Origin of the sequence: Sphingobacterium rhinopitheci (assembly GCF_022627575.1) — a bacterium.
Lineage (GTDB): Bacteria > Bacteroidota > Bacteroidia > Sphingobacteriales > Sphingobacteriaceae > Sphingobacterium > Sphingobacterium rhinopitheci.
Genome location: NZ_JADEYQ010000003.1, coordinates 55,851 through 73,489 on the forward strand (window position 1 = coordinate 55,851; position 17,639 = coordinate 73,489).

Consider the following 17,639-nt stretch of genomic DNA (forward strand, 5'->3'; position numbering starts at 1 on the left):
AGGGCGAAATTTCATAAGAATTTTTAGCCCTTTTTCATTCAATTAAACTCTATATCAAAATAATATTATGTAGACATTTACAACAATTGACTTCTAATACAGACTCTTATGATCACGGAGCTAAGTAGCATGCTCCAGCATGTTTATAAGGTAAAAGTGTAGCTTTCGATAATTCCCTACTAATATCCGACATCCACACTTTTGCTATCTTTACTATTGCAATTTCTTATTTACCTATTATTAAAGACTATTTTTTAGACTAAAGTACTCGAATTACCTTACTTGCTATACATAAAATACAATAGCCGCTATGCCTATCTAATTGTCTAACAAACTTTTTGTTTAAACACAAAATATTAAAAAAACACTTTTTATAACTATCTTTGATAATAATGAAGAAAACATTAACACTTATTTTTTGCCTTCTATACACCTTTGTTACATTTGGTGGTTCTATATTTGTGCATAATTGTGGTGATGATGTTATGTTATCTATTTATGAAAAATCATCACATGAAAATTGTCCTATATGTGTTAAGAAAAAACAGAAAAAGATTAACAACTGTAAGCATGGCGCATGTAATGATGTAGAAATAAAAATTGATCAATTAAAAGATCAATTTTCACAATCTCATAAAATAGATACATTTTTATTACAACCCCTAATCTTCGAAAGATTATGGATCAATTTGTATTCTTTTAATAGTGGAACTATTAAAAATGAACCTCTCCCATATATTCATTTAAACTGTTCCAACTCCTCTCCCCCATACTATATAATCAACTGTAATTTAAGGAATTAGGCTAATTATTTTTTTTGAAAATCTAGATTTACACCAAAATCTAACTATTTATTGTGTTCAAAAAATAATTAATTTAATATTTAATGGTAATTAAAAAAATAATATTGATACTATCTATAATAGTATCAATAAATAATGCATTTGCACAAGTCCTAAGCACTGACATATTTAATGTAGCCGGTAATTGTGGTTTATGTAAAAAGAGAATAGAAACAGCAGCTAAGCTACCTGGAGTGAATGCGGCAGATTGGGATGTGCAAACAAAGCAAATAACAATTACTTATGATTCCAATAAAACGAATAATAAAGATATTCAGAAAGCTATAGCTGCTGTGGGGCATGATACACAAGATGTCAAAGCAGCAGATGATGTGTATGAAAAGCTACACGAATGCTGCCTTTACGATAGAGAAATTTCTGATAAAAAAGGAGATGAAACTATTACATTTAATGTCGCCGGTAATTGTGGTTTATGTAAAAAGAGAATAGAAACAGCAGCTAAGCTGCCTGGAGTGAATGCGGCAGATTGGGATGTGCAAACAAAGCAAATAACAATTACTTATGATCCCAATAAAACGAATAATAAAGATATTCAGAAAGCTATAGCTGCTGTGGGACATGATACACAAGATGTCAAAGCAGCAGATGATGTGTATGAAAAGCTACACGAATGCTGCCTTTACGATAGAGAAATTTCTGATAAAAAAGGAGATGAAACTATTACATTTAATGTCGCCGGTAATTGTGGTTTATGTAAAAAGAGAATAGAAACAGCAGCTAAGCTGCCTGGAGTGAATGCGGCAGATTGGGATGTGCAAACAAAGCAAATAACAATTACTTATGATCCCAATAAAACGAATAATAAAGATATTCAGAAAGCTATAGCTGCTGTGGGACATGATACACAAGATGTCAAAGCAGCGGATGATGTGTATGAAAAGCTACACGAATGTTGCCTTTACGATAGAGAATTGGCTGGAGAAGGAAAAAATCATCCTGATCATGATCATATCATAACAGGAGTTGTCGTTAATGAAGATTCAAAAGCAAATTTAAAACCTATCGTTGGCGTAACTGTAAAATGGTTAGATGGTCCAGCATTGAGCACCAAGACCAATGATAATGGTGTATTCAAAATCAAACACGAAAAAGGAAACCAAAGATTAATTTTGTCGCATACCGGAATGCAATCTGATACTATATTGGTAAAAAATCTTCACGATGTATTAGTTGTACATGCTCAAAATAATATACTTTCAGAAGTCATTGTTTCCAGGAATCGTAAATCAAACTATATCAATGCTTTATCACCAAATAGGCTTGAAGTGATAACAGCAAAAGAACTTTTTAAAGCCGCGTGTTGTGATTTAAGTGAAAGCTTTGAAACAAATGCCTCTGTTGATGTCGTAAGTAACGATGCTGTAACAGGTAGTAAACAAATACAAATGCTTGGCTTAAGTGGAATTTATACACAATTAACGGTAGAAAACTTACCTGGCCCTAGAGGATTTGCAACCCCACTAGGGCTAAACAGTATATCCGGAACTTGGATAAATTCAATCAACATTAGTAAAGGGATTGGTTCTGTCGTAAATGGTTATGAAAGTATGGCAGGTCAAATCAATGTAGAATTAAAGAAACCCAATGATACAGAGCGTTTATATTTTAATGCCTATGCTAATAATATGGGACGTACAGATATAAATCTAAACGTAACACAAAAGCTAAATGATAAATGGTCAGTAGGTTTATTATTACATGAAAACTTTATGTATAATAAAAACATGAACTTTAGCAAAAATGGCTTTAGAGATGTCCCTGTAGGGAATTTATTTTCAGGAATAAACAGATGGCATTATGAAGATAGTCAAGGTATTATCGCACAATTTGGAATTAAATATCTCAAAGATGACCGTACAGGAGGACAATTAGATTTTGATAAGAAGTTAGATAAAGGAACGACAAACAGATATGGTTTAGGCTTTGACAATCAACGCATAGAAGGCTTTGCAAAAATAGGATATGTATTCCCCGAAAATAAACTTCGTAGTATAGGCTTGCAATTAGCAGCTTCTAACTACCGACAAAATAGCTATTTTGGACAAACTACATACCTTAATAAACAGACAAATGGCTATGCTAACTTAATATTCCAAGATGTAATTGGTAGTGTATTTCACAAGTATAAAGTTGGTGCTTCTATAAGTTACGATGATTATAATGAAGATATAAATATCTACAACTTCAAAAGAAAAGAAACAGTTTCTGGTGCATTTGCAGAATATACTTTTAGTCCTTCTGAGAAATTTGATGCTGTGTTAGGATTGCGCCAAGATTATAATTCTTTGTATGGTTGGTTTACAACACCAAGAGCTGTACTACGTTATGCTCCAAATCTAGGAACAACTCTTCGCTTCAGCTCTGGCAGAGGACAAAGAACAGCCAATATATTTGCGGAGAACATGAGTTTATTTGCTTCAAGTAGAATTATAGATTTAGCAAATATCGCCAATAAAGAAAATGCTTATGGTCTTAAACCCGAAGTATCTTGGAATACAGGGGTTAGTATTGACCAAAAAATTCAATTATTTAATAGAGAAGCAGGTTTCTCTATGGAATTATTTCACACCAATTTTAAAAATCAAGTTATCATAGATTTAGAGAATCCAAGAGTGGTATCATTCTATAACTTAACTGGTAAATCTTTCTCTAATAGTTTACAAACAGAATTTCGATTTATGCCAATAAAGCACCTAGAAGCTAAATTTGCCTATAGATTGTTAAATGTAGAAACTGACTATGAAAATGGGCGCTTAGAAAAACCATTAATTGCTAAGCATAGAGGATTTATGAATCTAGGATACAGTTTACACAGCGGATGGAACTTTGATTACACATTAAATATAGTAGGTAAAAAAAGGCTTCCTTCAACGGTAGACAATCCTATTGAATACCAAGTAGCCACTTATTCAAAATCGTATGCTACGATGAATGCTCAGGTGTCAAAGAGCTTTGGTATAGATAAAAATTTCACTGTTTATCTTGGAGTAGAAAATCTAGGTAACTACTACCAGAAAGATCCTATCTTAGCAGCTGAAGATCCATTTGGTCCCTATTTCGACACCAATTTACTTTGGGGCCCATTAGTAGGGAGAATGTTTTATTCTGGAATTAGATATAATATTAAATAATAAAAGGGGCTTAAAGCCCCTTTTCTATTTTAATTAATTCCTTATATAATTGACTTGTAGGTAAGCCCATCACATTTTCGTATGTTCCATTGATATGTGCTACCCCAATCCTACCTATCCATTCCTGAATTCCATAAGAGCCAGCTTTATCAAATGGTTTATATTTATATACATAATAATCTATCTCTTCGTCAGATAGTGTATTAAAGACAACTTCAGTTTTACAAGTAAAACTTCTTATAACATTATTAAATAATATAGCTACTCCTGTATACACTAAATGTACATTTCCACTCAAGTCTTTCAAAATACTTTTTGCCTCATTACTAGTAAGTGGTTTACCTAAGACACGTCCTGTCGAATCTACAACCACAGTATCTGCAGTGATTATAAGTTTATCGTTAAAGGCTATTGTATTAAAAGCTTGTAATTTCTTCAATGCTATAAATTCAGCAGCATCTTCAGGTAAAATATCATGAGGCATAGACTCATCTATACTTTTTACAAGCACTTTAAAATCTAGATCCAAGGCACTCAATAACTCTTTACGCCTAGGGGACTGTGAGCCCAACACAATAGGGAATGTTTTAATTTTATTCAATAACATTGTCTATTTTATATGCTTGTAACTAATACATCCTTATGCCACTTATCTTGCAACTTTAGCATTTTTTCGATTATCTCACGAGCTACCCCTTCTCCTCCTTTTTTGGTAGAAACATAATCGGATAAATATTTGATTTCTTCAATCGCATCAGCAGGAGCAATTGCTACGCCAACTTCTTTCATACAAGCATAATCAGGCATATCATCTCCGATAAACATTACATCTTTACGATCAATATCGTATTTTAACAAGAGCGTATTTAGTAGCGTCAGTTTATCTGATACGCCAATATGAATTTCTTGAACGCCCAGATTTTCAAAGCGCTTAACTACCCCTAGGGATTTTCCTCCAGTAATAACAAAAATCAATACATTTTGTTTTACAGCATATTGGATAGCATAGCCATCCTTTACATTAAAAGAGCGTAGCTGTTCACCTTGTTCATTCACTAAAATATCACCATTTGTCAGGACACCATCCACATCCAAGACGACGCATTTTATAGTTTTTAAAGTCGTATATATCATAATAATACCACAAAGTTAAGTATAAATTATAGGAATAAACAGCTTAATATTACTCATATTAGCCACTATATTATCGACTTAAACCAGAAAAATCACAATTGTGTCAGAAAAAGGTTGTTTCTGCAACTTTTAGTGTATAAAGTATTGACACGTGTCAATTATTGACGTACCTTTGTATTAACAAATCCGAAGTAATATTCAGAATTGTTACTAGAATAGTCTTTTCATAATTTAGGTTTATAATTGGTTAGTAGCAAACCTTGGCGCCCATCGTCAAGGTTTTGTTTTTTACTACCTTCCAGATTTATAAACTATTATTTACTTCTATCGTTTCCTTTAGGATTAGAAATACTAGATCTCATATCAGTGTCAGCTTGAATATTTTGCATTTTATAGTAATCCATAACCCCAAGATTACCATTCCTAAATGCTTCTGCCATAGCTAATGGAATCTGTGTTTCAGCTTCTATCACTTTCGCTTTAGCCTCTTGTGCTTTAGCACGCATTTCCTGCTCATAAGCAACCGCCATCGCTCTTCTTTCTTCAGCTCTTGCATTTGCAACTTTAAGATCAGCTTCAGCTTGATCCGTTTGCAATTTGGCACCAACATTTTCACCAATATCAATATCAGCAATATCAATCGATAAGATCTCAAATGCAGTACCTGAGTCAAGTCCCTTTGACAAAACAGTTTTCGAAATACGATCAGGATTTTCTAAAACTTGCTTATGACTTTCAGAGGAACCAATCGTGGTTACAATTCCTTCTCCGACACGAGCTAATATCGTTTCTTCCCCTGCACCACCAACCAATTGGTTAATGTTAGCACGAACAGTTACTCTAGCTTTAGCAATCAATTGAATCCCATCTTTTGCTACTGCAGCTACAGGTGGTGTATTTATGACTTGAGGATTAACGGATAATTGCACCGCATCAAATACATCTCTACCTGCTAAATCAATTGCCGTTGCAAGCTTAAAATTTAGTGGAATATTGGCTTTATCAGCAGATATAAGTGCTTTTATAACTTTATTCACATTTCCTCCGGCCAAATAGTGAGTTTCGATTTCATTAGATGTCAATTTTAAACCAGCTTTTGAAGAAATGATCATTGCATTAGTAACCAAAGAAGGTGGAACTTTACGCAAACGCATCAATACGAGGTTTAACAGACTAATTTTAACGTTTGACAATTGTGCCGTAAACCACAAATTGACGGGGAGTAAATAAAGCAGTAGAAAAAATGCTATTATTCCACCTACTATAGTAATTATTACAGAAATTTCAGGGTTCATACTAAGAGTTGTTTATATATACCTACTAATATATATATATTAAACCATAAATCGGACCCCAAATGAAATATCTTAAGATAAAAAAAAATATATTATCATATTTTTATCCCTCCTAAAAGCAAACTTCAGTAATTACATTATTAAATGTAATCTAGTTTAAAATATAATTTCGTAACTTTATTGATCAACAAAATAACTTTTATTTATGAAAAAATTATTCATCATTCCTGCCTTAGCTCTAGCTATATCTTTTGCTTCTTGTGGAGGTAACACTACATCATCTACTACAGATAATCAAAATGCTACTGAAGAAACTGTAGTAACTGAAACTGCTGAGACTATTCCTGGTTTAGAAAATGTAACTATTTCAAATACATGGACTGTAGAAGGAAATGATCAAATGAAATTTAACACACAATTAATACGTGTAAAAGCTGGTGAAGATGTAGTATTAACGTTAAAAAACACAGGTACTATGCCAAAAGAATCAATGGGTCATAATTTAGTAGTTTTGACACCAGGAGTTGACTTAGCTACATTTGGTGGTGAGGCTGCTGCTGCTGCTGCTAATGAATATATACCACAATCATCATTATCATCAATTATAGCACATACCAAATTATTAGGCCCTGGTGAAGAGGATAAAATCACATTCAAGCTAGATAAAGGCACATACGATTATATTTGTAGTTTTCCAGGTCACTACGGTGTGATGCAAGGAAAAATAGTTGCAGAATAATATAAATAACTACAAGAAAAGGCACATTTAGTGCCTTTTTTTGTGCGTATAAGTTAGGTTAACTTACTAATAACTGTTAACTTTGTACAAAAAAATATAAAACAGCAATCATGCAATACGACGTTATAGTAATTGGTAGTGGTCCAGGTGGTTATGTATCCGCTATCCGTTGTGCTCAATTAGGTCTTAAAACAGCCGTTATCGAGAAATACAGCACTTTTGGAGGTACATGTTTAAATGTAGGATGTATTCCTTCAAAAGCACTTTTGGATACCTCAGAGCACTTTCACAATGCAGCACATGCATTTGGTGACCACGGTATCTCCTTAAAAGATCTTAAAATTGACGTTAAAAAAATGATTGAGCGTAAAAATGATGTTATCGCTCAAAATACAGCAGGTATTACTTACTTATTCAAAAAGAATAAAATTGATTCTTTTGAGGGTTTAGGTTCATTTGTAGATAAAAATACCATCAAAATCACCAAATCTGATGGATCTACCGAACAAATCACTACAAAAAACGTAATTATTGCTACAGGTTCTAAACCTACGGCATTACCATTTTTACCTGTTGATAAAAAACGCATTATAACTTCAACTGAAGCTTTAAATTTAACAGAAATCCCTAAACACTTAATCGTGATTGGTGGCGGTGTTATTGGTTTAGAATTAGGTTCTGTTTATGCACGTTTAGGTGCTAAAGTATCAGTAATCGAGTATGCGAAATCTATCATCAGTACTATGGATGGTGGTTTAGGAAAAGAATTACAACGTGTTTTAAAGAAATCTTTAGGTATGGAATTTTTCTTAGGACATAAAGTAACAGGTGCTACATCAGAAGGAAAAACAGTTAAAGTGACAGCGGAAGACTCTAAAGGTCAAGCCGTAACATTCGAAGGCGACTACTGTATAGTATCTGTTGGCCGTGTAGCGTACACTAAAGATTTAGGATTAGAGAACATTGGTATTACAACAGAAGAAAGAGGTAATAAGATCACCGTTAATGATCATATGCAAACTTCAGTAGAAGGTGTTTATGCAATTGGTGATGTTGTTCGCGGAGCAATGTTAGCGCATAAAGCTGAAGATGAAGGTACTTATGTAGCTGAATATATCGCTGGACAAAAACCACATATTGATTATAACTTAATACCAGGTGTAGTTTACACATGGCCAGAGGTTGCTTCAGTCGGTCAAACAGAAGAGCAATTGAAAGAAGCAGGTAAAAAATATAAATCAGGTTCTTTCTCATTCAAAGCATCAGGACGTGCCAAAGCATCGGGTGACACAGATGGATTCGTTAAAGTATTAGCAGATGCTGAGACTGACGAGGTATTAGGTGTTCATATCATCGGTCCACGTGCGGCGGATATGATTGCGGAAGCTGTTGTTGCTATGGAATACAGAGCATCTGCAGAAGATATTGGCAGAATATGCCATGCTCACCCAACATATACAGAAGCAATAAAAGAAGCTGCTTTAGCTGCTACAGCAAACAGAGCAATTCACGCATAATAAGATTTTTACCTATATAAAAAAGGCAAGATCAATTCTTGCCTTTTTTATTCTTCAATAATAATCATATGAATTTTCATACTAGAAAATGGATAAAACCCGAAGATCTCAATCCTAATGGCTCACTCTTTGGTGGAACATTATTACGTTGGATCGATGAAGAAGCTGTGATATACGCTATAGTTCAACTAGGGAATCCACACGTGGTTACCAAATTTATATCTGAAATTAACTTTGTAAGCTCGGCAAAACAAGGAGATATAATTGAATTAGGTATTACAGCTACACATTTTGGCACGACATCGCTTACAATGCGCTGTGAGGTAAGAAATAAAATCACTCGAAAAACAATTCTTTCTATAGAAAAATTGGTATTTGTGAACTTAGATGCAGAAGGCAATCCTACTGCACATGGCAAAAAAGAAATTACCTATGCTTATATGAGCATAGAAACGAATCCGAAAAAAGAAAATAAATAAAATAATGAGCCTTTTATCCGGCTCATTATTTTATTATCTCCTACCCTTACATGAAAAATGTACAAATATTCTTTTCAGAGATATATCTCTTTATTTACTAATTGAGATACGAAAATTATTTATTTCTCGCCTTCTATTACCTTTTTGAGGTCTATTTCCACCCAAAAAGAAAATATTGGTATTAATGAAACGACGAAATATTTTAGCACTCTGCTAATCTTCCAATTAAAACTTTGCCAACACATTAATAACAATATAACAAATACCACGACAAGAAAACCATGAATGGAACCTGCTATTCTAACAGTTCCTAATCTAATGTCCTCCGGCACTTCCATAAAACGTGGCAAAATATACTTTACGGGCATAGCTACAAAAAAAAGTATAACGGTAGATATAGCTTCCAATAGCGCAATAAATCGAAAAATTCGTAACATAAATGATTTTAGTTGTTTGCTTGTAAAAATAAACCAATAAATGAGATACACCTAATTAAGACTACAATATTTACCACGAATTGACAAAAGATACTATTGCTGAATACCACGACTAGTAGTTAACTAATCAATCTAAAAAGCATAGCGCATAAAATTTAAGGTAAAACCAACATTTGATAAGCAATAAATCTTGCCATTCGCTCATGCCCTAGTGTATTTGGATGAAGAAGATCATTATCTTTATCTGCAAAGAAAATAGCATTGGATTCCATCAAAGGTTGCAGATTTACAGCGCCAAATAAGTCAACCACAGGAATAGACCACTGCATAGCTGCTGACTTCAATGCGTGCACATAATCGTCTATAAATAAACCTTCTGCATTTGCGTGTCGTTCATCAGGCTGAACATTATATAGGCTAAACTGCGCAAATCCTCTATGCATAGGAGTCAATACAATTATTTACTGCTCGGGAAATTTAGATTTAAGATAATGAAATACCGTATTAATTCGCCCATAATAGGACTCATGATTTAAGGTAAATGTCCTCCTCTTACGCTCAACACGATTACCATTATGATTTACAAATACATAATCCTCTTTAAATAAAGTGCCTAAAGGTACACTTGAGTTAAAATCATTTGTACCTGCAAAAAGCACAATAGTAGATAAACTATCAATGCCATCAGCTACCAGTGCTTCCGATTGCTGTAATAAATCCTTCCAAGTATGACCACTTTTACCATAGACATATGGCGCTATTGATAACCAATCAACTAGATACTCCCAATATAAATAATTAGTACCTATACGTTTTTTATCCGTTATTGAATCTCCCAGAAAAGCAACTTTCCTACCATTCCATTGGCTATTATATAATCTATTCTTTTCTTGTGACGATAGAGGTATTGAAGAAACAGCTTGTGCTAACACATACTGGCAACTCAGTAACCATAATAGTATATTTACTAATATTCGCATATTATAGGCTATTTTATTAATTAGGTATCACTAATATAACAAAAGTATCTACATAAATATTAAGTAGTAAAATACATATAAAAAATCATAAACAGACTTTAAGTATAAAAACTGTAATGAAGGCTATAACCACTAAAAAATAACAACACTGACATAAATTTATTTGTTTTAGTCATTTAGCATAAGCATAATTCTCGGTAAGATAAAAAAAAAGTGTATTTTTGGATAATTAATACTAACATAGAAATTAAGATAAAAAACTATATGAACTACGACATCATTGTGATTGGAAGTGGCCCAGGTGGCTACGTTGCAGCTATCCGTGCTGCTCAATTAGGTTTTAAAACTGCCGTTGTAGAGCGTGAAGCTTTAGGCGGTATTTGTTTGAACTGGGGTTGTATTCCTACCAAAGCGTTATTAAAAAGTGCACAAGTATTTGAATACTTGCAACATGCCGAAGAATATGGCATTAAAGTACAAGGTGGTGAAGCTGATTTTGGAGCAATCGTAAAAAGAAGTCGTGGTGTTGCAGAAGGCATGAGTAAAGGTATCCAGTTCTTGATGAAAAAGAATAAAATTGACGTCATCATGGGTACTGCTAAGATCAAAAAAGGTGGCAAAATAGAAGTTAAAGCAGCTGATGGCAGCAGCAAAGAATATACAGCAAAACATACTATTCTTGCTACTGGAGCACGTTCTAGAGAACTTCCTAACCTTCCTCAAGATGGTAAAAAAATAATTGGCTACCGACAAGCAATGAACCTACCTACACAACCAAAATCATTAGTAGTGGTTGGATCAGGAGCGATAGGTGTTGAATTTGCCTATTTCTACAATACTATAGGTACAAAAGTTACTATCGTAGAATTTATGGATAGAATAGTACCTGTTGAAGATGAAGAAGTGTCAAAACAATTAGAAAAATCACTTAAAAAATCAGGAATAGATATTCTAACCAAATCAGAAGTAACTTCTGTAGATACATCAGGAGCATTATCAAAAGTTACTATCAAGACTGCTAAAGGTACAGAAACAATCGAAGCTGAAGTTGTATTGTCAGCTGTAGGGATCATGCCAAATATTGAAAATTTAGGGCTAGAAGAAGTAGGAGTAAAAGTAGATAAAGGACGTGTGTTAGTAGATGATTACTACAAAACTAATATCGATGGTGTATACGCTATAGGTGACATTGTCAAAGGTCAAGCATTAGCACACGTAGCATCAGCTGAAGCCATTACTTGTATTGAGAAAATTAAAGGTTTACATGTAGAACCTATCAATTATAACAATATACCTGGATGTACTTACTGTTCTCCAGAGATCGCTTCAGTTGGTTATACTGAAAAAGCTGCTAAAGAAGCAGGATATGAAATCAAAGTTGGAAAATTCCCTTTCTCAGCATCAGGCAAAGCGTCTGCAGCAGGAGCAAAAGATGGATTCGTAAAAGTTATATTTGATGCTAAATATGGTGAATTCTTAGGCGCTCACTTGATTGGTGCAAACGTAACAGAAATGATTGCTGAAGTAGTTGTAGCTCGTAAATTAGAAACAACTGGTCATGAGATCATAAAATCTGTTCACCCACACCCAACAATGAGCGAAGCAATTATGGAAGCTGCCGCTGATGCATATGGCGAAGTTATTCACTTATAGTCAATAAATAACATTATATAATAAAAATCCTGAGTAAAAATTACTCAGGATTTTTATTATTATATATTTTCTCTTTACTACCTACGACCAGTGTATATATTATAAACAACTCCAACTGTAGCATTTAATAACCCATCGAAATTTCTTCCTCCCACTTCACCATCTACCTTATCTCGGAAAAATGAACCTGTAATATCTAAACTTATAGCAAAACCATCATTTAATTTATAGGTTTGTAAAACACCTAAATTAGGAGAAAAGCTAGTACCACCTTGTTTGTTGGTCGCTGAAATAAATCCTAATCCTGCATAAGGTATTAAGTGATACGCTCTATCAGGATCATAACCATAGGCATCATTTGTAAAATCAAACATGAAATCAGCATGAGCGGTAAAATAATTAAACTTTTGATACCACAAATCGTCTTGAGCACGATACAATACTCCTGTTGATAATCCATTTGTTCCACCATATTGTGTAAGCCCTTTCATCTGACCAAACCTAGCATTTACACGTACAGCAAACACATCGTCAATCCACTTTCCACCAGATGCATTGATTACATATGATATCCTTTTACCCACACCAATTTGTTTATCATGATCTCCAAAATAAAGACTTGGCCCTACTCCTATGCTGGCAAACCAATGATTTTGTTGATAGCCTTTTGCCCTAACCTGATAGAAGGAGGGTTTATTTTTCTCGGTATCATCTTTCTTTAATTCATTGTTTGCATAAATTGATGTGATAGACATCCCAGCAATAATAATGATTGTGAAAAATACTTTCATAGTATAATATAATTTAAGATTATTTTTTTGTGTCTTAAAGTTTAAAAAATAATTAATAAAAATAACAAATATTAACTTAAAACCAATAAATTTTCGTAAATATTTTTTATTCAAAGTTAAGATAATTTATAAACAAATAAAAACGATTATTGTTATATATTAATCACTACGAATTTTAAAAAAATACAATAACAAATTTTTACCTTCGTATCTATGATGTTGAAAGCAAATAATATTCAAAAATCTTACGAAGAACTACCAATTTTAAAAGGAATAAATTTGGAAGTAGGTAAAGGAGAAATAGCATCTATTGTTGGCGCATCTGGAGCAGGAAAGAGTACGCTGCTACACATTTTAGGTACTTTAGATAGACCAGATAGCGGTGATTTAGTTATAAACGGTATAAGTATTAATAATCTGAACGAAAAAGCATTAAGTGCATTCCGAAATGAACATATTGGTTTTATATTTCAGTTTCATCATTTACTACCTGAATTTACTGCTTTAGAAAATATCTGTATTCCTGCATTTATTAAAGGTCTTTCAAAAAATGAAGCTGAAATGAAAGCACATGAGCTATTAGAAATGTTAGGCTTGAGGCATCGTGCCAATCATAAACCGACTGAGTTATCAGGAGGAGAACAGCAGAGGGTTTCAGTAGCTAGAGCGTTAATTAACAATCCAGCTATAATATTAGCAGATGAACCATCGGGTAATTTAGATACGGAAAATGCCACATCCTTACATAATCTATTTTTCAATTTAAGGGACACAATAAAACAAACATTCATCATCGTGACACATAATGAGGGATTAGCAAATATCTCTGACAGGATTATTAATATCAAAGATGGTCTTATAATTTAATTTATTTTAATGAACAATATACTTATTACTGCAGGAACTACGTCATTAGCGTTTAAAGTTAAAAACCTAATAGCCAACGATTTTAATGTTTCATTAGGTACTGCAGAAGAAATACCATCTATATTTGAAAAAAACTATATAAAACTACCTAAGGAATCTTCAAATAGTTATATAAATGAAACATTAAAAACATCATTAGATAATAGTATTAATTATTTATTACCATTAACAATAAGTGAAGCTTTAATACTAAGTCAAAATATAAGCTTATTTGAAGAATATGGAATCACGATATTAATACCTCCATTCAATGTATTAAATTCAATAATTACAACAAATTTACCTGATAAGGAGATGAACTTATCCTTATTAAATAATGGCTATGACTTCATCAAACAAAAGCAAACACCTTTAACTATTAGTGGATTAGGTATTTTATCAGATTCAGAAATTGATTTTATTTTAGTTATTTTGTAAAATGAAGGACTTCATAACTTATGATAAAGAAATGTATCTATTTGATTTAGATAACATTATATTCCCTAAGCGAGATTATTTAGTTCAAGTATACTATTTGTTTGGTAGCTTCTACGAATTTACGGAAGGAAAGGCTACAGCGAATGAAATAGCGCAATTTATGTCAAAAATATACGACCATCATGGAGAGGAGCACGTATTTGGGGCCACAAAAATAATGTTCGATATAGATGACAAATATGAGGAAAACTTTAATAGGCTACTCGCTAATGCACAATTACCGATGAAATTAGAAGTAATACCTCATTTCAATGAATTACTGCTTAATCTAACTGAAAACAACAAAAAAATAGCGATTCTAACAAAAGGAAACCCTATTGAGCAACTCAATAAAATTAGATTCATCGATTGGGAATCCATAAATCTAAAAAAAGAGACATTAAAAATATATTTTGTCGATGAACTAGAATTTAGATCTCTTGATCCAATAGAATTCATTGCTACTGAACATGGTATGGAGTCTAATCAAATAAATTATATTAACCAATTATAAAAAATTAAAATATGAGACTACCTTTATCAAGGATTTTATTTATTATCCTCATATCTACAGTAACTATATTTAATTCTTGTAAAAAGAATACTCCTACTCCAGAAATAGATCCGTATGCAATTGATAAGTCGCAGACTTATTTATCCAACAATTATGAAAATAACTTAAGAGATTCAATATGGTATTATTACAAAATATTATCATTGTGGCAAGAAGTTATTCCACCCACTAATACGGCAGAACTAACTAAGCTGGACGAATTAGGCTACATCCGTAATAATTATACGCAGTATTTTAATACTGGAGATGATGTATTAGAATATCTCAAAAGTTTGACAAAAAATAGATATCCAAATCGTACTCCAGAGTCAAATTATGATTGGTATAGCTTTCTTGACAGAGGTGGTTCTGTAAGTTCTGGTATCCAAGAAAATGCTACTTCTGGATTAGGTATGTCTGTTTTTTATTTACAATCAGAAACTAGTGGTACGAATGCTGATTTATACATCAAATATATAGAGACAAATTCATCTGCATTTGACGCTGGACTCCAAAGAGGAGACCAGATAATTAGTATTAATAATGACACAAAGTTAGATTATGATTACCAAAAATCTATGGACTTCGTTCCATTAAATGGTTACTTAAATTCCAATTCAATTACTATCAAAGTACGTAAAGCGAACGGAAATATAGATGAAAAGACACTTCGCTATAAAAATTTTACTAGTAGTCCAATTCTTGCTAGCAAAGTCATACCTCTCAAGTCTAAGAAAGTAGGATACTTTCTTTTTAATTCATTTGCAAGTATTAGATATAGGGGTTCTATTACATCATTTTATACTGATATTCAAAATGCTTTTTCAAACTTTGAACAACAAGGAATCAGTGATCTGATTATAGATTTAAGGTACAATGGTGGCGGTGATGTTGAAACTGCTGAATATTTTGCTAATCTAATTGCTCCCGCGAAAGAAAGCGGTAAACTGATGTATTCGTATACTGTTAATAATACGATTAAAGAATGGGGATGGCTGAATGAAGGAGATGAATTTGCACCTATCAAATTTCAAAAATCAGGTAGTTTGAATATAAATAGTATATATTTTCTAGTTTCTCCAAATACAGCATCTGCAAGTGAGCTATTAATTAACTCATTAAAACCTGTTATGCCGACCTACCTAATAGGAACGTATACGGTGAATGACAATAACGTTACGGTTGCAGACAAGACTTATGGCAAACCCGTTGGATTTTTCGGTTTACCAGTTGTAAATGATAATCTCGAGTTATATGTTACCTCCTTCAAAATGTATAATAGAAGTGGTGAAGGCGATTATTTCGACGGATTAACAACACATAACAATGTATGGGAATTTCAAAATTTTGAAGATTTTGGTAATGAAAATGAATCTATGTTAGCATCAGCTTTAAACCACATTGAAACAGGTTCATTTACGAGCACTTCTTTAAAAGCGACTTTAAAAAGTAATAGTACAAAAATCAGTAGTAAAGAAATACCAAACACAAAATCTAGTAACATCAAATCAGGTATGTTTAAGTTTAAAAAGCAAAAATGAGAATAATTAATTATCTTTGGTTATCCTTATATAAGTAATTATTTCTGTATGAATAAGCCGGGCAAGCCAACTACTATAAAGGAAATAGCCAGAAAGTTGAAAATTTCGCCTTCTACTGTCTCAAGAGCATTAAATGACCATCCTAGCATTGGATTAGTAACGACAATGCGTGTAAAAAAGATGGCGGAAGAATTAAACTACGAGCCTAATCAAACGGCAATTTTCTTTAAACAACGGAAGACCTTTACAATAGGTGTAATTCTTCCTAAATTATCTGAACCTTTTTTTTCTTCTGCGATCAGCGCAATAGAAACAGTCGCTGAAGATAAAAACTACACCGTTCTTCTTGGTCAATCATTAGATGATGCCGAAAGAGAATTAAAAATTATTAATACCTTTAAAAAGCATCGCGTTGATGGAATATTAATGTCATTAGGTAAAAATACAAGTGACCTTAGCTTTATCAACATGCTAGAAAGTGCTGAAATACCTGTTGTATTTTTTGACTGTGTACCCCCAATATCCAATATCAACAAGGTGTATTGTGAATTGAATTCAGGAATAGAAGAAGCTATCACAGCATTTATAATCAGAGGGCACAAAAATATAGCACTTATCAATGGTCCTGAAAGATTATTAGCAAGTATGGAAAGAACATCTTCTTTCAAAATGATACTTGAAAAAAACGGCCAGAAATATAACGATGATTTCGTTGTCCATACCGATCTAACTGAGGAAGGTAATATTGCTGCTATGGAAAAATTATTAAATCAATTTGAACGCCCCTCAGCAGTTGTTTCATTTAATGATTTTGTGACGTTAGATATCATTAAATTGGCACGACAAAAAGGATTAAACATTGGTCAAGACATACATTTTATAAGCTTCGCTAATTATCCGTTATGGAATTATATGGAGAATCCTCCATTAGGTAGCATAGAACAATATCCTGGGGAACAGGGGAAAACTGCTGCCGAAATATTATTTCACATATTAGATACTAAAGAAGAGATAGAACCTCGGGAGGTTATTTTTAAATCAAAATTAATACTAAAATAAAAGGCTATTACCCGCATTGGCATGAAGTAGCTTAATAATACAAAAACGGCAAGTCTATGTGTAGACTTGCCGTTTTTGTAGGAA

General features: G+C 32.9%; 17 protein-coding genes. 10 read left to right on the forward strand and 7 right to left on the reverse strand.

The window, feature by feature from the left end:
- Positions 1–886 precede the first annotated feature (886 nt).
- Positions 887–3,994, forward strand: a complete 3,108-nt coding sequence (locus IP023_RS05090) for a TonB-dependent receptor domain-containing protein (protein WP_241789183.1) — start codon at positions 887–889, stop codon at positions 3,992–3,994.
- Between the two features lie 10 nt (positions 3,995–4,004).
- On the opposite strand, the gene IP023_RS05095 is transcribed toward IP023_RS05090, so the two are convergent.
- The 3 genes from IP023_RS05095 to floA form a co-directional block, all read right to left on the reverse strand.
- Entirely contained in the window at positions 4,005–4,595 is a 591-nt protein-coding gene (locus IP023_RS05095) for a Maf family nucleotide pyrophosphatase (RefSeq protein WP_449618991.1), read from the reverse strand.
- 14 nt (positions 4,596–4,609) lie between these two features.
- Positions 4,610–5,128 (reverse strand): KdsC family phosphatase, encoded by a 519-nt coding sequence (locus IP023_RS05100; protein WP_241789185.1) that lies wholly within the window; start codon positions 5,126–5,128, stop codon positions 4,610–4,612.
- Between the two features lie 314 nt (positions 5,129–5,442).
- Positions 5,443–6,423 (reverse strand): flotillin-like protein FloA, encoded by a 981-nt coding sequence (floA, locus tag IP023_RS05105; protein WP_241789186.1) that lies wholly within the window; start codon positions 6,421–6,423, stop codon positions 5,443–5,445.
- Positions 6,424–6,628: 205 nt separating this feature from the next.
- On the opposite strand from floA, the gene IP023_RS05110 reads away from it, so the two are divergent.
- The 3 genes from IP023_RS05110 to IP023_RS05120 all read left to right on the forward strand — a co-directional run bounded on the left by IP023_RS05110 (position 6,629) and on the right by IP023_RS05120 (position 9,158).
- Positions 6,629–7,162, forward strand: coding sequence for a plastocyanin/azurin family copper-binding protein (locus IP023_RS05110; RefSeq protein ID WP_241789187.1), 534 nt, complete (start codon positions 6,629–6,631; stop codon positions 7,160–7,162).
- Positions 7,163–7,272: 110 nt separating this feature from the next.
- On the forward strand, positions 7,273–8,679 hold the full coding sequence (gene lpdA / locus IP023_RS05115; RefSeq protein WP_241789188.1) for a dihydrolipoyl dehydrogenase: 1,407 nt from the start codon (positions 7,273–7,275) through the stop codon (positions 8,677–8,679).
- Positions 8,680–8,747: 68 nt separating this feature from the next.
- On the forward strand, positions 8,748–9,158 hold the full coding sequence (locus IP023_RS05120; RefSeq protein ID WP_241789189.1) for an acyl-CoA thioesterase: 411 nt from the start codon (positions 8,748–8,750) through the stop codon (positions 9,156–9,158).
- Positions 9,159–9,277: 119 nt separating this feature from the next.
- Here IP023_RS05120 and IP023_RS05125 read toward each other — a convergent pair whose 3' ends face one another.
- The 3 genes from IP023_RS05125 to IP023_RS05135 all read right to left on the reverse strand — a co-directional run bounded on the left by IP023_RS05125 (position 9,278) and on the right by IP023_RS05135 (position 10,575).
- Positions 9,278–9,595: a DUF3817 domain-containing protein gene (locus IP023_RS05125; protein ID WP_241789190.1), complete on the reverse strand. Its 318-nt coding sequence runs from the start codon at positions 9,593–9,595 to the stop codon at positions 9,278–9,280.
- A gap of 155 nt (positions 9,596–9,750) precedes the next feature.
- Positions 9,751–10,038, reverse strand: coding sequence for an SGNH/GDSL hydrolase family protein (locus tag IP023_RS05130; RefSeq protein ID WP_241789191.1), 288 nt, complete (start codon positions 10,036–10,038; stop codon positions 9,751–9,753).
- An 18-nt stretch (positions 10,039–10,056) separates the two neighbouring features.
- Positions 10,057–10,575: an SGNH/GDSL hydrolase family protein gene (locus tag IP023_RS05135; protein WP_241789192.1), complete on the reverse strand. Its 519-nt coding sequence runs from the start codon at positions 10,573–10,575 to the stop codon at positions 10,057–10,059.
- 264 nt (positions 10,576–10,839) lie between these two features.
- Here IP023_RS05135 and lpdA (IP023_RS05140) point away from each other — a divergent pair, with 264 nt between their 5' ends.
- Positions 10,840–12,228: a dihydrolipoyl dehydrogenase gene (lpdA, locus tag IP023_RS05140; RefSeq protein ID WP_241789193.1), complete on the forward strand. Its 1,389-nt coding sequence runs from the start codon at positions 10,840–10,842 to the stop codon at positions 12,226–12,228.
- 77 nt (positions 12,229–12,305) lie between these two features.
- Here lpdA (IP023_RS05140) and IP023_RS05145 read toward each other — a convergent pair whose 3' ends face one another.
- Positions 12,306–13,019 (reverse strand): hypothetical protein, encoded by a 714-nt coding sequence (locus IP023_RS05145; RefSeq protein WP_241789194.1) that lies wholly within the window; start codon positions 13,017–13,019, stop codon positions 12,306–12,308.
- A gap of 216 nt (positions 13,020–13,235) precedes the next feature.
- Here IP023_RS05145 and IP023_RS05150 point away from each other — a divergent pair, with 216 nt between their 5' ends.
- From IP023_RS05150 to IP023_RS05170, 5 genes are read left to right on the forward strand one after another with little or no spacing between them, the layout of a single operon-like run.
- A complete protein-coding gene (locus IP023_RS05150) occupies positions 13,236–13,886 on the forward strand; it encodes an ABC transporter ATP-binding protein (protein ID WP_241789497.1) in 651 nt (216 codons plus the stop codon).
- A gap of 9 nt (positions 13,887–13,895) precedes the next feature.
- Positions 13,896–14,363 (forward strand): ATP-grasp domain-containing protein, encoded by a 468-nt coding sequence (locus tag IP023_RS05155; protein ID WP_241789195.1) that lies wholly within the window; start codon positions 13,896–13,898, stop codon positions 14,361–14,363.
- A gap of 1 nt (position 14,364) precedes the next feature.
- Positions 14,365–14,916: an HAD hydrolase-like protein gene (locus IP023_RS05160; RefSeq protein WP_241789196.1), complete on the forward strand. Its 552-nt coding sequence runs from the start codon at positions 14,365–14,367 to the stop codon at positions 14,914–14,916.
- Between the two features lie 11 nt (positions 14,917–14,927).
- Complete coding sequence (locus IP023_RS05165; RefSeq protein ID WP_241789197.1) at positions 14,928–16,496, forward strand: S41 family peptidase; 1,569 nt, start codon at positions 14,928–14,930, stop codon at positions 16,494–16,496.
- Positions 16,497–16,544: 48 nt separating this feature from the next.
- Positions 16,545–17,555 (forward strand): LacI family DNA-binding transcriptional regulator, encoded by a 1,011-nt coding sequence (locus IP023_RS05170; RefSeq protein ID WP_241789198.1) that lies wholly within the window; start codon positions 16,545–16,547, stop codon positions 17,553–17,555.
- The last annotated feature ends 84 nt before the right edge of the window (positions 17,556–17,639 follow it).